This is a genomic window from Rossellomorea sp. NS-SX7 (assembly GCF_052828565.1).
The window spans coordinates 611,827-627,140 of sequence record NZ_CM128249.1; the positions used below are offsets into that span (position 1 = coordinate 611,827).

16 protein-coding genes are annotated in these 15,314 nt (G+C 47.9%); 15 read left to right on the forward strand and 1 reads right to left on the reverse strand.

What is annotated here, in order from left to right:
• Nucleotides 1-22: 22 nt before the first annotated feature.
• Nucleotides 23-1,183: a metal ABC transporter solute-binding protein, Zn/Mn family gene (locus ACUXV2_RS02900; protein WP_446245566.1), complete on the reverse strand. Its 1,161-nt coding sequence runs from the start codon at nt 1,181-1,183 to the stop codon at nt 23-25.
• Between the two features lie 471 nt (nt 1,184-1,654).
• Between ACUXV2_RS02900 and ACUXV2_RS02905 the strand changes: the two genes are divergently transcribed.
• The 15 genes from ACUXV2_RS02905 to ACUXV2_RS02975 all read left to right on the forward strand — a co-directional run bounded on the left by ACUXV2_RS02905 (nt 1,655) and on the right by ACUXV2_RS02975 (nt 15,267).
• Nucleotides 1,655-2,503, forward strand: a complete 849-nt coding sequence (locus ACUXV2_RS02905) for a diaminopimelate epimerase (RefSeq protein WP_446245567.1) — start codon at nt 1,655-1,657, stop codon at nt 2,501-2,503.
• A 640-nt stretch (nt 2,504-3,143) separates the two neighbouring features.
• Nucleotides 3,144-3,947 (forward strand): nicotianamine synthase family protein, encoded by an 804-nt coding sequence (locus ACUXV2_RS02910; protein WP_446245568.1) that lies wholly within the window; start codon nt 3,144-3,146, stop codon nt 3,945-3,947.
• Entirely contained in the window at nt 3,944-5,269 is a 1,326-nt protein-coding gene (locus ACUXV2_RS02915) for an opine metallophore biosynthesis dehydrogenase (protein WP_446245569.1), read from the forward strand. Before ACUXV2_RS02910 ends, ACUXV2_RS02915 begins: the two co-directional genes overlap by 4 nt.
• Nucleotides 5,270-5,320: 51 nt before the next feature.
• Entirely contained in the window at nt 5,321-6,943 is a 1,623-nt protein-coding gene (gene cntA / locus ACUXV2_RS02920; RefSeq protein WP_446245570.1) for a staphylopine-dependent metal ABC transporter substrate-binding lipoprotein, read from the forward strand.
• Between the two features lie 102 nt (nt 6,944-7,045).
• Nucleotides 7,046-7,975, forward strand: a complete 930-nt coding sequence (gene opp1B / locus ACUXV2_RS02925) for a nickel/cobalt ABC transporter permease (RefSeq protein ID WP_446245571.1) — start codon at nt 7,046-7,048, stop codon at nt 7,973-7,975.
• A 3-nt stretch (nt 7,976-7,978) separates the two neighbouring features.
• Complete coding sequence (cntC, locus tag ACUXV2_RS02930; protein ID WP_446245572.1) at nt 7,979-8,860, forward strand: staphylopine uptake ABC transporter permease subunit CntC; 882 nt, start codon at nt 7,979-7,981, stop codon at nt 8,858-8,860.
• A gap of 41 nt (nt 8,861-8,901) precedes the next feature.
• Nucleotides 8,902-9,708 carry a staphylopine uptake ABC transporter ATP-binding protein CntD gene (gene cntD / locus ACUXV2_RS02935; RefSeq protein WP_446245573.1) on the forward strand — a complete coding sequence of 269 codons (807 nt, stop codon included), beginning with the start codon at nt 8,902-8,904 and terminating at the stop codon, nt 9,706-9,708.
• A gap of 1 nt (nt 9,709) precedes the next feature.
• Nucleotides 9,710-10,477 carry an ABC transporter ATP-binding protein gene (locus ACUXV2_RS02940; RefSeq protein ID WP_446245574.1) on the forward strand — a complete coding sequence of 256 codons (768 nt, stop codon included), beginning with the start codon at nt 9,710-9,712 and terminating at the stop codon, nt 10,475-10,477.
• 42 nt (nt 10,478-10,519) lie between these two features.
• Nucleotides 10,520-11,692, forward strand: coding sequence for a staphylopine family metallophore export MFS transporter CntE (gene cntE / locus ACUXV2_RS02945; RefSeq protein ID WP_446245575.1), 1,173 nt, complete (start codon nt 10,520-10,522; stop codon nt 11,690-11,692).
• A 600-nt stretch (nt 11,693-12,292) separates the two neighbouring features.
• Nucleotides 12,293-12,499, forward strand: coding sequence for a hypothetical protein (locus ACUXV2_RS02950; protein WP_446245576.1), 207 nt, complete (start codon nt 12,293-12,295; stop codon nt 12,497-12,499).
• Entirely contained in the window at nt 12,496-12,648 is a 153-nt protein-coding gene (locus ACUXV2_RS02955) for a hypothetical protein (RefSeq protein WP_446245577.1), read from the forward strand. The genes ACUXV2_RS02950 and ACUXV2_RS02955 overlap by 4 nt, the downstream gene beginning before the upstream one ends.
• A gap of 308 nt (nt 12,649-12,956) precedes the next feature.
• Entirely contained in the window at nt 12,957-13,715 is a 759-nt protein-coding gene (locus ACUXV2_RS02960; protein ID WP_446245578.1) for a YdcF family protein, read from the forward strand.
• Nucleotides 13,716-13,761: 46 nt separating this feature from the next.
• Entirely contained in the window at nt 13,762-14,169 is a 408-nt protein-coding gene (locus ACUXV2_RS02965; RefSeq protein WP_446245579.1) for a hypothetical protein, read from the forward strand.
• A 20-nt stretch (nt 14,170-14,189) separates the two neighbouring features.
• Nucleotides 14,190-14,747: a shikimate kinase gene (locus tag ACUXV2_RS02970; protein ID WP_446245580.1), complete on the forward strand. Its 558-nt coding sequence runs from the start codon at nt 14,190-14,192 to the stop codon at nt 14,745-14,747.
• A gap of 49 nt (nt 14,748-14,796) precedes the next feature.
• Nucleotides 14,797-15,267 carry a hypothetical protein gene (locus ACUXV2_RS02975; RefSeq protein ID WP_446245581.1) on the forward strand — a complete coding sequence of 157 codons (471 nt, stop codon included), beginning with the start codon at nt 14,797-14,799 and terminating at the stop codon, nt 15,265-15,267.
• The last annotated feature ends 47 nt before the right edge of the window (nt 15,268-15,314 follow it).

Genomic DNA, 15,314 nt, shown 5'->3' on the forward strand with positions numbered 1-15,314 from the left:
GCTTTCTATCATGCTATCAACCTTATTGATCTTCCACCGCTTTGCGGATGGTTTCAATATTCTCTTTCATCAGTGACATATAATCATCATTCGCTTCGATGTCCTCCTCGGTCAATACCGATAAATTGTGAATATGGAGTGGTTTGGCCTTGATTTCGTTTTGAATGATTTTCGCTATTCGAGGTGTGACGTTTTGTTCGAAGATGACATAGTTGAAACCGTGTTCTCTTGCTTTTACGATTATGTTTTTCAGTTCCCTCTGAGATGGTTCGTCCGTAGGGGACAATCCGGCCACAGCCAGCTGTTCGATTCCGTAAGTATCTTCCCAGTATCCGTATGCTGCATGGGAGACAAGGATTTCTGGATGTTCTTTTCCTTCTACAGCTTTACTGAAGTCGTGATGAAGCGTGTCCAGATCTTTCTGTAAATCCTTGTAGTTTTTCTCAAATGTCTCTTTTTCTTCCGGTCGTAATTCAATCAGTGCATCCCGTATGTTGGCTGCAAGCTTTTCAGAACGTTTGGGGTCAAGCCAAACGTGGGGATCATAATCTCCATGGCTGTGCTCTTTATCCTCATCGCCGCTGTGATCCTCTCCGGTATTGGCATCACTTTCGGAAGAATCCTCGCTGTGCCTGTCATGGGTCTCCTCTTCGTGAGAAGCTTCACCGTCGGAAGTAGTTTCCCCTTGTTCATCATGAGCATCATCCCCAGGGGAATCACCACTGAATTCTGCTTTTTCCCGGTTTTCATGTTGATTGTTATCAGAGTCGCTCTCCCCTGTTTCAGCAGCCCCATGCTCATCTTCATGATCATGTGAAGCAGAAATCACATCGACGCCATTTGTCGCTTCCAACATCAATGTTTCTTCATCCTTGAGGGATGCTGCTATCTTGCTGGAATAGGATTCCATCCCAAGTCCGTTGTAGATGAATAAATCGGATTCCGCGATGGCAATCATATCCTTCGGGGTCGGTTCGAAGGTATGGGCATCTGCACCGGGGGGCAGTAGTGTGCTGACTTCCACAACATCTCCTCCGATTCTTTCACCAAAGTACTGAAGTGGATAGAGGGAAGTCGTGATGGTCAAATCCTCCTTTTCCGAAGAAGTGGAAGACGGATTATTCTGGCATGCAGATAAAATGACTAAAGCACCAATTATCATAAATAAGGCTAATCTGTTCATGAGTTACTCTCCTTTTCAATTGTTCATTTGGTAGTCTATCGTAATGATTACGATTTGTAAATCGAAATTATTCCGTTTTGTGAAAATAAACGATCAATCGAGTAGGGAGGAAGTTGTGGGCAGCGCCTGAGTCAACCAGCCCTCTTTTGATTGCCAGGGTCTGCCATTCTACCTATGATCACTGTAAATACGAATGCCGCTGGCTTTCATTTACTTGAAAAATAAATTGACAGGAGTTGGGGAAAGGAATAGTATAAACAGGTAAATCGTAATCGTTACGTTTTATGTGGGTAAGTGAGTGTAAAAGAACGCAGGTGCCGGGTGGGATCCGGAGCCGACAAATCGGATGCCCTGGCTTATGCGGAGAAAATTTTACGCGAGATCACATTGGGATAAAGATATGATCCACTTGCATTTTTTTAGGTTATAAATCGTAATGATTACGAATTAAAAGAATACAGAGGGGTGCCAATGAAGCAGGAAGTCGATTTTATCAAATTCAATCCGACCGAGAATATGACCATCCTTGTGAGGACGCAGCATTCTCATGAAGATTACGGACATATCGCTTCCCGTCTTATGTCTTATGACTGTGTGCATGCAGAGCAGGTCGGATTCATCAAGGAACCCGGTGATGTGTGTGCGGATACCTCGTTATGGATGGCCGGAGGAGAGTTTTGCGGAAATGCGTGCATGTCCCTGGCTGCATTCACTGCTTCAAAAAAGGAGGTGGCTGAAGGTCTTACATTGACGGTGAATATACAGACTTCGGGGTCGGATCGACTTGTCCGGTCCCGGGTGAGACGGGAAATGGAGCGGTACTTTTGCCGCTTAGAGATGCCTCTTCCCGAACGAATCGAGAAGAGGGAGCGGACTGCAGAGTGTCCGATGTCGTTAACAGTGATTACCTATGAGGAAGCTGTCCATCTCGTGGTGGAAGTCGATGAAGTGGATGGAGTCATCCGAAAGCAGGCAGAAATGATAGCATGCAGGGCAAGTGCCGGGTATGATGGGAAGCTTGTTGGCGTGCTGATATACAGACCACAAACGGGGGAGCTTGTCCCACTCATTTATGTCCCAGAACTCGGCAGCATGATATGGGAAAGGGGGTGCGGATCCGGAACCGCTTCGCTCGGAGCGTATCTTGCATGGAAAAAGAAGGGGAGCATCTCGGCAGTGGTGAAGCAGCCTGGCGGGGATATGAACGTGACGTGCGATTGGAAAGAAGGGTCCATCTCGTCGATTGAGATTGAAGGCACCGTTGAAATCGTTGCAGAAGGAAAGGCCTTCATAGATCCGGCACTTCCCTCACTAGCGTGACTACATAGAATCAAGGCCAACAGATAGGGCGGGGCATGGGAATAGTGGTGCCAGGCACAGAAGTGCTGAGTGGTGCCAGGCACAGAAGTGCTGAGTGGTGCCAGGCACAGAAGTGCTGATTGGTGCCAGGCACAGAAGTGCTGATTGGTGCCAGGCACAGAAGTGCTGATTGGTGCCAGGCACAAAAGCGTTGATTGGTGCCAGGCACAGAAGTGTTGATTGGTGCCAGGCACAAAAGTGTTGATTGGTGCCAGGCACAAAAGTGTTGATTGGTGCCAGGCACAAAAGTGCTGATTGGTGCCAGGCACAAAAGTGTTGATTGGTGCCAGGCACAGAAGTGCTGATTGGTGCCAGGCACAAAAGTGTTGATTGGTGCCAGGCACAAAAGTGTTGATTGGTGCCAGGCACAAAAGCGTTGATTGGTGCCAGGCACAAAAGCGTTGATTTGAGCCAGGCACAAAAGCAGTGATTTGAGCCAGGCACAAAAGCAGTGATTTGAGCCAGGCACAAAAGCAGTGATTTGAGCCAGGCACCACACTCCCAATCCGCCAGCCAAACCGCTAAAAGACAATTATCACGCAGCGCGACTTCCTGTAAAAGGACAGACGCCAAGCTAGAAAAACATACAGGAGGGAATAGATTGAAAGCACTCAAAACATTTGAAGGTGAATTATATCTCTTTCTGGAACGATTCGAGCATGCCGTTCAGGGATTTTCTTCTGAAGGCGGTGATGCCGGGGATTTGGAACGGGTGGTGGATGAGTATTCCCGTTTCATACTTAACGTTGAATACATAGAAAGATGGGAACAGCTCGAAAAGTCTGGTGTTCAATCTGTGGTGCATCTGCTGCGGAAGGCTTCCTCTCTGGCTGTTGCGACCCTGGAAAAGCACCGGGCACTCATGCTTTTAAGGGGAGGGACTGGAAAAACGGATTACTTTGAGAATATTGAATCTTGCATTGATAAAGAGTTCGGCCGCTTTCGGGTGACGGAGGAATCGGTTGTCCTTCTGGTCGGATCCGGTTCATTTCCGATGACGCCGCTTGTCATTGCGAAACGCACGGGTGCGAAGGTCATCGGGATCGATATCGATGAAGACGCGGTCATATTGGGACGCAAAGTTGTGGAGAAGCTTGGGGAGGGTCTTGATATCAGACTCGAACAGAAGACTGTTGAAGCTCTTGAAGATTTGAGTGATATAACGCATATCATTTTCAGTTCGACGGTTGAGGTGAAGTATGACATTCTTGACAAGCTGTATGATCTGACCGGTGACGGGGTGGTCGTGTCGATGCGGTACGGCAATGCGCTTAAATCATTGTTCAATTACCCTTCCGAGGAAGTGGATGAAGGGAAATGGGTCATAGCACAGAACTTTTTACGCCCCGATCAGATTTTCGATATCTTCATTTATGAGAAGCGATCGGGGGGAGGGATTCGATGAACAGGCGGGTTTTGATTGCCGGGACGGGACCTGCTTCCGTACAGCTTGCCGTGCTGGCGAAAAACAGGTTGGGCTGTGAGGTTGGGATGGCGGGAAGGGAGTCCGTCCGTTCCCATGATTTTTTCCGGGACCTCGGGGTGCAGCAGGAGCGCTTAACGGTGTCTGCACAAAATAAGAAGAATGAGAGAATAACAGGCTCATGCACAGTGGACCGTGTGTTTCGCGGATTTGAAACGGTTGAAGGCAGGTGGGATATCCTCGTTATGTCAGTCACGACCGATGCATATATGGATGTCCTGAAAGCCATCAAACCTGATGTGTTGAAAAAGGTGCATAGCATTGTCCTGGTTTCTCCTACGTTCGGATCCAGCCGTCTGGTAAAACATTTCATGAGGGAGATCAATGGGGAGACGGAAGTGATCAGTTTTTCCACGTATCTGGGGGATACACGCTGGGTAAAAGGGGAGCCCTCTCCTCACGTGATCACGACGGCGATCAAGAAGAAGCTCTACATTGGTTCCAGCCGGACATCATCCGCTATCGTTCCGTCGATCATGACAGCCGGAAGGGAACTCGGCATTGAGATGGTCAAGATGCGATCCCCATTTGAAGCGGAGACGAGGAATATATCACTGTACGTCCACCCGCCCCTGTTCATGAATGACTTCACGCTGAGGGCCATCTTTGAAGGGGACGGCCCCAATACGTATGTGTATAAACTTTTTCCTGAGGGTCCGATCACTCAGCGATTGATCCGTGATATGCGCTGTCAATGGCAGGAAATAATGGAAATCCTGAAGAAGCTCGACATCGCGCCTCTCAACCTCCTCCGGTTCATGACGGACGATACTTATCCGGTGAGGCTTGAAAGTCTGCCGCGTCAAGACATCGAGACCTTTGAGCAACTTGAGCCGATCCACCAGGAATACTTACTGTACATACGGTATACCTCCTTGTTGATCGATCCATTTTCGACCCCGGACAAGGAAGGAAGATACTTTGATTTCTCTGCGGTTCCAATCCGGCAGATGTTCGTCAACGGGGAAGGGGAACTCGATATCCCGAGGATGCCGAAAGAGGATTACTACCGGCTCAAGATCATCCAGGGAGTTGCCAGGTATTTAAAGGTTGAGTGCCCGACGATCGACAAACTGATGGGGACTTATGAGGCTAAATTGAAACAAGTGGCAGAATCACATCAAGGCGAAAAACAATCCGAAGCATTCCTGGTCCGTGATTTTCGTGAAGATGTCGAACGGATCACGGGAGGGCTTGGTGTGGAGCTTCAAGGAGAACCGGACACTTTCCTGAATGAATCGTGATGGCTGCAGTATAACAATAAATTTTTCAAATAAAGAAATGGGGAGAGACGAATGAACATTCACGTACGATTTACCTTGCTGTCCATGGCACTCCTGATCATGACAGGACTGGCTGGCTGCTCATCAAAAACAGAAGGAGATGCCGGGGAGCACAACGGAAAAAATGAGCTGGTATATGCGACAGCAAAGGATATCAATGACATGAATCCGCATCTGTATGCGGGATCGATGCCCGCACAGGGGAAAGTGTACGAATCATTGGTTGAAAATACGGAAGATGGCATTCAACCGCTGCTTGCCGAATCATGGGAACTATCTGAAGACGGCAAGGTGTATACGTTCCATCTGAGGAAAGGCGTCACTTTTCACGACGGGGAACCGTTCAACGCCGAAGCGGTGAAGAAGAATATCGAAGCCGTTCAGCACAATGCGGAAAAGCACTCTTGGATCAAGCTTTCGTCAAAGATTAAAGGGGTCCGGGCGGTAGACGAGCATACAGTGGAGCTCGTTTTATCAGAGCCGTATGATCCTGCGCTTGTCGAGCTATCGATGACTAGGCCTTATGTGTTCCTGTCACCGAATGATTTCAAAGAAGGGGAAACAAAGAACGGCGTCAATGGCTATCATGGAACCGGTCCCTACACACTGAAGGAACATAAAGTCGATGAGTATGCCAAATTCGAGGCGAATAAGCACTATTGGGATGGAGAGCCCTCCATAAAGAACATCACAGCCAAAGTGCTTCCTGCCGGTGAGACGACTTTCCTTGCGTTTCAAAAAGGGGAAATCAATTTCGCCTTCACTGATGACCGCGGTGCTGACACTTTGAATAAGGAAGCGATGGATGAGTTAGCCGGCAGCGGTGGTTACCAAGTGGTGAAAAGTGATCCGATGAATACGAAAATGATCGTTGCCAACAGCAGTAAAACAGACAATCCTGTCAGTGAGAAAGCCGTCCGTGAAGCCATCTGGTATGCAATCGACCGTGAGACCATCACAGAAGGAATCCTGGACGGGACAGAAACCGAAGCGCATACCCTGTTTTCATCAAACGTGAACTATGCTGATGTCGAGCTTGAAAAACGAGGATTCGATTTAGAAAAAGCAGGAGAGCTTCTCGATGCTGCAGGCTGGAAGGGTGCAAAAGAAGGAAAGGTACGCATGAAAGACGGAGAACCGTTAGCCATGCAGTTATTCTATGACATCAATTCATCTTCACAGAAGACACAGGCTGAATTCATTCAGAGTTCATTAAAAAAAATCGGGGTCCAGCTTGATATCGTTGGGGAAGAATCTACGTCCATTGCCAATAGACGATCCACCGGGGAATATGATCTTCTTTTCAACCAGACATGGGGACTTGCCTATGATCCGCAAAGCACGATCGCTGCTTTCACGTCGGAAGCCTCGTATCTTCATACAACAAAAGGCATTAAACAGGCGAATGAACTGTACGAGAAGATCGACGATGTGATGAGGGCGACGGAAGAAGAAACAAAGAGATCATTGTATGAGGATATCCTCACCATCGTTCACGAAGAAGCTGTCTTCATCCCGATCTCGAATGGAAGCATGACCGTGGTGGCACCGTCCGAGTTACAAGGGTTATCGTTCAAGCAGACACAGTTCGAACTTCCATTTGAGAAGATGACATTCAAAGAGGATGATCACTAAGGGAGCTGTTCCTGTTCATTGTGAATGGTCCTGTTTCTCATCTTAAAATAATTGCGGGGCTAACCCATGTACAGGTGAGTATCAGAAAAGGGGAGTGTTGATATGGTTCACTACATGAAAAAGAGACTGTTGGTTTCCATCCCGGTTCTTTTCATCATTTCCTTCATCACCTTTGTGCTGATGAATCTATCGCCAATGGACCCGGCAAAAGTGGTGATCCAGGCACAGGGGGTCCCGGTCATCACCGAGGAGCTGATCGAACAGACGAGGGAGGAGCTGGGGATGAATCGCCCGTTTCTTATTCAATATGCAGATTGGCTATGGTCCTGCCTGCAGCTGGACTTTGGGACTTCTTTTGTGACGGGGAAGCCTGTATGGTCACTCCTCGGACCGGCGTTTTTCAATACGTTGAAGCTGACTCTAGCCTCCTCCTTCACCGTCATCCTATTTTCCATCCTGCTCGGGGTCACCTGCGCCATACGGGAAGGAAAGGCTGTGGACCGGTCGGTGCGGGGGATATCCTTTTTCTTGACGGCGATGCCCTCTTATCTGCTTGCATCACTGATGATCTGGTATTTTTCTGTCAAGCTGGATCTGTTTCCGACAAATGGAATAGGTTCGTTTGAAAGTTATTTCCTTCCTGTGACCGCCATCACCATCAGCTATGCAGGGATTTATTTCAGGGTGGTCCGGAGCTCGATGATCAGCAATCTTCAAAAAGATTATGTGCTGTACGGCCGTGCCTGCGGACTTAAGGAAAGGCAGATCACGATTAAAATCCTGCGCAACTCCCTGCAAGTGGCGATTTCCGTTTTCTGCATGGCGATTCCCATCATCCTGGGTAGCACCGTCGTCATCGAGAATGTGTTTGCGTGGCCCGGGGTCGGGAGCCTCAGTGTCAAATCGATCGTCAGCCGTGATTTTCCGATCATCCAGGCGTACGTTCTGATCGTGGCCGCGGCGTTCGTCATCTTCAATGTACTATCGGATATGTTGAATGCTCTGTTGAATCCAAGGGTAAGGAATGATTGATAAATGAGACGGTTAAAGAATTTATGCAAAGATCCGTTGGCGGTCGTGTCCATTGGGATCATCATCGTGACGGTCATCTGCGGGGTATTCGCCCCTCTCGTCGCTCCGCATGATCCAGAGGAAGTGAACATGAGCCTGCGCTATGCCCATTCGTCAGTGGAATATCTTCTTGGGAATGATCATTTGGGGCGTGACATTCTCTCTCGCATCATCTATGGAATCCGGCCGAGTGTGCTGTGGGTGCTGGCGGCCCTTGCCGTATCGGTCATGATCGGGGCAGTCATTGGTTTCCTGGCTGGTTATTTCGGTGGGAAGGTGGATGCCTTCCTCATGAGATGCTGCGACATCATGCTGTCCTTCCCGGGTTATGTGATGGCACTTGCAGTCATAGGCGTATTGGGCGTCGGCCTTGAAAACATTCTAATCGCCTTCATCACGATTAAATGGGCATGGTTCGCCAGGATCATCCGCACCTCCGTGAACCAATTTACAGAAGCGGATTATGTGAGATATGCAAAAACGATTGGAAAGGGGCATGTCTTCATCATGGTCAGGCATATCATCCCGGTGACCTTCGCGGACATCGCCGTGATATCGAGCAGTTCGATATCATCGATGATCCTTCAAATTTCAGGTTTCTCCTTTCTGGGCCTTGGGGTCCAGGCGCCTGCGGCCGAATGGGGAATGATGCTGAATGAAGCACGCGAAGTCATGTTCACCAGACCGGAATTACTGCTCGCACCGGGCCTTTCGATCATCATGATCGTCATGGCCTTTAACTTTTTCTCAGATGCCCTTCAGATTGCTTTAGATCCGACCAGGCAGGGGAGGAGTAAGAAAGAAAATATTCAATTACCAAGTAAAAGGGCGGCGGAATCAACATGAACCCGCTAAATCACTATCGTGGATAAGGTGGTCGAATAGAAATGAACGTACTTGAGGTCAGCGGACTTTCCATCCGTGATAAGAAGAAGGATGAACTCTTGGTGAAAGACAGCTCTTTTCTTGTGGGAAAAGGGACGTGCCTTGCCATCGCTGGAGAAAGCGGAAGCGGTAAGTCGCTGTCATGCCGCGCCCTGATGAGGTTGAATCCATCAGGGGTGTGTGTGACAGGTACCATTCTTTATAAAGGGGAGGACATCACAGCGATTTCAAAAGAAGCCATGAGAAAGAAGCGGGGAAAGGATATATATATGATCATGCAGAACGGCATGACCGCATTCGATCCTTCGAGTGTCATCGGTGTGCATTTGAAGCAGGCGGCAGCCCAACATATGGGATGGTCAGCAGCCGAAACGGAACGGACCCTGCATAGGGCCCTTGAAAGTGTGTTACTGAAGAATCCCGGTGAAGTGATGAATCAGTATCCCCATCAGTTGTCAGGCGGTATGCTGCAGCGCGTGATGATCGCTCTCGCTCTCGTCCTTGAACCTGAACTCATCATTGCCGACGAACCGACGACGGCGCTGGATGCCATCACCCAAGATGAAGTCATCAACGAACTTTCCCGTCTGCGGGAGAGGATCGGATGCTCCATGATTTTTGTCTCCCATGACCTTGGGCTCGTCAGGAAAATCGCGGATGAACTGCTGGTCATGAAAGACGGGGAAATAGTGGAAAGAGGGACTGCAGAAACCGTCTTCTGCAGTCCGAAACAGGAATACACAAGGTTGCTTCTTTCAGCCAGACAGGTTCTGAGCGATCATTTCATGAACATCATGGAGGTGCGCTGATATGCTGAGGGTGGAAAATGTGTTCAAATCGTATAAGCGGGGCGGACTCTTTTCCAAAGAGAGGAAGCAGGTCATTAAAGGAGTAAGCTTCCAAAGCTTGGCGGGGGAGTGCCTGGGCATCATCGGGGAGAGCGGGAGCGGCAAGTCGACGTTGGGAAGGCTTCTGATCGGAATCGAGAGACCGGACAGCGGGACGGTTTTACTGGAAGGATCCGATGTGTCAGCACGAAGAGTCCGCATAGGAAAGGTCAGTGCGGTCTTTCAGGACTACAAGTCATCCATCAACCCTTTCTTTACAGTGGAACAAGCGATCATGGAGCCGCTTGAGAAAGGCAGTAGCAAGAACCGGGTGGTGGAGCTGATGAAAGAAGTGGGGCTGCCGTCTTCTTACGGGAAAAAGTATCCCCACGAACTATCAGGGGGGGAAGTTCAGAGGGTCTGTATCGCAAGAGCGGTCGCCAGCGAACCACGCTGCATTCTCCTTGATGAAGCCATCAGTTCCCTGGATGTGACGGTTCAATTGCAAATCTTGAATCTGTTGAAAAAAATGAAGGAACGGCGCGGCATCAGCTACGTGTTCATCACCCATGATATACAGGCTGCCGCCTATATCTGCGACCGGATCATCTTTTTCCGGAACGGCCGGATCGAGGAAATAGCGGAAACCGGGCTGCTGAAGGATGTACGGTCTGATTATGCGAGAAAGCTGCTCGGTGTACTGACCGGGTCAGCCGAAGTGGCAGCAGGCAGAGAATTCTATGATTGTTAGGGGAGCGAAAACACTCCCCATCTGACAGAAGGAGGGAGTAATATGAAGGGAGCTTTATCATGGCCCTTTTTACGATTATACATATTGGTACTATTTTATTTTAGCGCGAACGCCATCTTGAATGTGCTCATCCCGCTGCAGGGAAAAGGGTGGGGGGCGAGCAACACGACGATTGGTCTGGTGATGGGGGCCTACTTGTTTACCACGATGTTCTTCAGGCCATGGGCCGGCCGGATCATCCAGAGGCACGGTCCGGTAAAGGTGCTCCGTATCATCCTTGTCGTGAATGGGTTTGCCCTGGCGATTTATGCAGTCTCGGGTCTTGGCGGATACGTCCTGGCCAGGATGCTTCAGGGTGTATCGACAGCTTTCTTCTCAATGGCGCTCCAAATCGGTATCATCGATGCGCTTCCTGCAAAAGACCGTTCTCAGGGAATTTCCCTATATTCCCTGTTTTCCTATATCCCTGGCATCCTTGGTCCGTTGGCGGCCATTGGAATCTGGAATGACGGAATGGATTCCTTCGGATGGGTGATGATCGGAATCGCAGTGGTGACCGGTTTGGCCGGGTTCAGTGCGAAGATGGACAAGGGGGATGCGTCCGGACAGCAAGACCAGACAGAAGGAGAGAATGTAGTGGTGTCATTCGGGCAATTAGTAAAGAACCCCTTCTTATTTAAATGCAGCGTCCTTATGCTTACATCGTCGATCGTATTCGGTGCCGTCACCACGTTCATCCCGCTCTACTCCCTTCAACTGGATGGCGGCAGTGCCGGAGTCTTCCTCATGCTGCAGGCAGCGGTCGTTGTCTTGTCGAGATTCACCTTGAGAAAACATATCCCCTCAGACGGAAAATGGCACCCTTCATTTGTGATGGGAACACTGCTCCTGCTTTCCCTCTCGGCGCAGAGCATCAGCTATTCAACAACGGGAGGCGCCGCCTTCTTCTATGCGGCTGCAGTCGGCATCGGAGTTTCTCAGGCATTGATTTATCCAACACTGACAACTTATCTCTCCTTCGTCCTTCCTAAAGCGGACCGGAATGTCCTATTGGGGCTGTTCATCGCAACCGCCGATCTCGGTGTGTCGTTGGGAGGGGTCATCATGGGGCCAATAGCCGATCTGACGTCGTACTCGACAATGTATATGGTGTGTGCCGGACTAGGTGCAGGCATGGTGCTGATTTCTTATCGTGGCAGGATGCAGGTTGCATAGCTGGCAGCATCCTGGTCCTGACAATGGCCGGGGGGAATGGGTGATGCTTCAAATTAAGCTGTCGGGGTTATTTAGGGCTGCACGATCAGGGCACCCGACTCAAAGATTATTCGACAAGTTGCATGTATTTTTGAAAAGTGGAATGAAAATCTCGAATCTGGTTTGAAAATGAAAAAAGTGGAATGTATTTCGGAAAAATGGCATGTATTTTCTGAAAGTGGAATGTATTCTCCATGAGCGTCATGATTGTCTGCTAAAAAGGGCTTGCTCATCTTCAGAAGGAATCCAAATCCTATCGACTTTCCATTTTTAACCGTCAAAGGGTCTTAACCCTCACGTTTTTTGCGCAGCAAAGGTCAAATTGGCATATTTCGGGTGAATCCCTTATCAAGGAAATATTCATAAAAATAGATAAAAGAAACACCGCATCTTGGCCAGCGTTCATAAATTGAATCTGGCTATTTTTTATCCTGAAAATAACATTTTATGGTAAACTAAATTCTAGCTGGAAATACATCAAAAATCACACACATACACCCGTACCTCAGTCAGTATAAGGGGCCAAGCGTGTGAACAACATATCCAAAAGGGGAGTCAAACATGGAAAAAGCGGAAAAGAAAAAAGAAAGTCTCACGGCATTCAGTGCTATCGCGGGAGGAGTCGCCGGCTGGACCGGGAACACGTCTTTGAGCATGCTCACCGAGGTGGATATGACACCTTATTATTTCATCTCGATTACTCTTGGTGTGATCATGGGGCTTCTATGGGACATCGCCCATAAGCTGAACAAGGATGTAGAGGCGTGAGTTTGATCATTGCGGCCATCATTCTATTCCTTCTTGGGTACCTGACGCCTGTAAGTGCCTTGTACACACTTCCGGTTTCTCTATTATTTCTCGTGTATGGCATCGTTCGTATAGTAAAAAAAGAAAATGGCCAAGCCCGCGGCGAGTAACTCAACGGGTTTGACCATTTTTTATGTATTTAGAAAGATACCAAGGATACCCCGACGATCAAGATGACCATCAGCACCCCTAAAACGACTACTCTTCTGTTTACCATGCTGTACCCTCCCAAGTTGTATGAAGTTACTCACATCTTATCATAGTTTCATTGTTTATTTGGCGGATGCAATCATATGGAAAGTAGTGGGGCAGAGGTTATCCTGTCCCATTTCTTCTTTTTATTGTCATTAATTGTGGTAAAATAAGGATATTGATTTCGTAGTTTAGAAGAGTAAAAACGTCAGGGGAATGAGCGTATATGAAGAATGTGAAATCTATTTACATACTCCCGATTTTGTTCATTGGGATCCTGCTGGTCGTTTTCGGCCGGACATTCGGTGTCCTGTTCATCACGGCTAATTTCGTGTTCATTCTGCTCATTTTGATTCTTTTAAGAAAATCCGAGGCATCGATGAAGAAGTCATTCCGCTACATGGCAAGGTTTTTCATGGTGGTGTACGGAGTATTCCTGCTCTCGTTCATCGCGGTGGAAGGGTACATCTTTTATGAACTGGAGAAGTCGAAAGAGATTCATAGAGAAGAAGTGGATGTGGTCATCATCTTGGGTGCCGGGCTGAAAGGTGAGATTCCGTCGAAGACCCTGCTTTCAAGATTGGAAGCCGGGGCGGCTTATTTGAAAACGGACAAGGATGTGCCGGTGGTGGTCTCAGGCGGCCAGGGGGAAGGGGAGTCGATCCCGGAGGCAGAAGCGATGGGACGCTATCTTGTGAATCACGGGATTTCCGGGGATCGAATCATTTATGAGAAGAAATCCACGACCACCTATGAAAATCTTCGTAACTCAATGGAAGTTCTTGAGGGGACGGGAATGAAGAACCCGGATGTCCTGATCGTTACCAGCGATTACCATGTCGTGAGGGCGAAGATGATTGCAGCTGAACTGGGAATCGACAGCCAGGGGCTGGCGGGGGATTCCCCTTTCTTTGTCAAAGTGAACTATTTTATCAGGGAGTATTTTGCGATCGTGAAAACGCTAATGGAGAAGCTTATTTCCTAGTTGAAGCCTTGCGAAAGGTGAGTCACTGGATAAGGGGTGTTTATTATTGGAGGAATATATAAGGAATAATGAAGAAATGCTCATCATCATCTACTGCTTCATTATTTTGTGGCTGAATCTCGGCTACCTGAGAGAATACAAGAAAATTAAACGAGGGCTGGATGAAATAGCTTCTGTGGATGAGCTTGAAATCAACCCTTATTCGATGTCCCTCGATTTTATCGTATTGGTCTTCAATTTTTTCCGAAGATGGTTGATCTACATCCTGGCCGTCATGATGACAGGGAATGTGATCGTTCTCATTATTTCAGTCATTTTATTTATTGTCAGTTTATATGATTGCTTGTTTAACTACACATTGGAGAAGTTGAGGAAATCGAATCTTTTAATGATCCTGGCGGTCGCCGATTCCATTTATATTTCGGTTTTTGTTATTTATCTTTTTACGAATTAGTCTAGGCGGGGGGAACAATGATGAAACTAGTATTACTATTCGGTCCGCAAGCCGTCGGTAAAATGACGGTGGGACAGGAATTAGAGAAAGTGACGGGGCTGAAATTATTCCACAATCATATGACGATCGAATTGCTTCAGCCATTCTTCGGATTCACCGAGGAAATGTGGAGATTATCGAATATGATGAGGGAAGAAATCTTTGAAGCGTATGCCAAAAGTGATGGAGAAGGAATGATCTTTACTTTCATGTGGGCCTTTAATGAGCAAGAGGACTGGGACTGGGTTGAGAAAGTGACGAATATCTTCGAATCGAAGGGGGCGGAGGTTTATTTCGTAGAGCTGGAATCCGACCTGGAAGTACGGGTCGAGCGAAATAAAACACCGAACCGGTTAAAGCACAAACCGTCAAAGCGAAACATCGAAGATTCGGAGAAACGCTTGATCGCCTCTATGGACAGACTCCGATTGAATTCAAACGAAGGGGAGATAGACAAAGAGAATTATATGAAGATCAATAATACATATTTGACTCCGGAAGAGGTTGCGAGCCGGATTATGGAAAAGTTTCAGTTGTAGTTCGTCTGATATAAATTAGTTTGAAGAGTGCTTGCATGGAGGGATCACCTTGAAAAAATACACACCATTCATCATGATGTCGCTGCTGATCGCAGCCCTTCTTGAAGCCTGTGTCCATCATGTGGAAGAATTGAAGGTAGACAATGTCGGATTTGCTGAGTCCCTCTTTGTACAAAAAGTAGAGGATTTCACCTCTACAGAAGCGTTGACAAAAACAATCACCGAACCAGCCAAGATTGAGAAGACGTTCCAACGGTTAGAGGGTATCGAAATGAGAGAAATAAGTGGTGAGAAAGTAACTGAAATGATGAAATCGAATGATACATACATGTTCTCTTTGTCAAAGACGGATAAGATGACCACTGGAAAAGTACCTTACGGCTTCACTATCCTAGGGGATGGCACCATTATCTTCACTCATAGTGCTGTGGGGAAAATAAGAGAAAAGCCACTCATTTCTACAAAACTTCATAAAGACATATTCGATTCAATGAAAGAAGAGCTGGATATCATATTTTAAATAGCCTCCTTTTAGTGCCTTGCCCCCGGTGCGATAACGTACCGGGG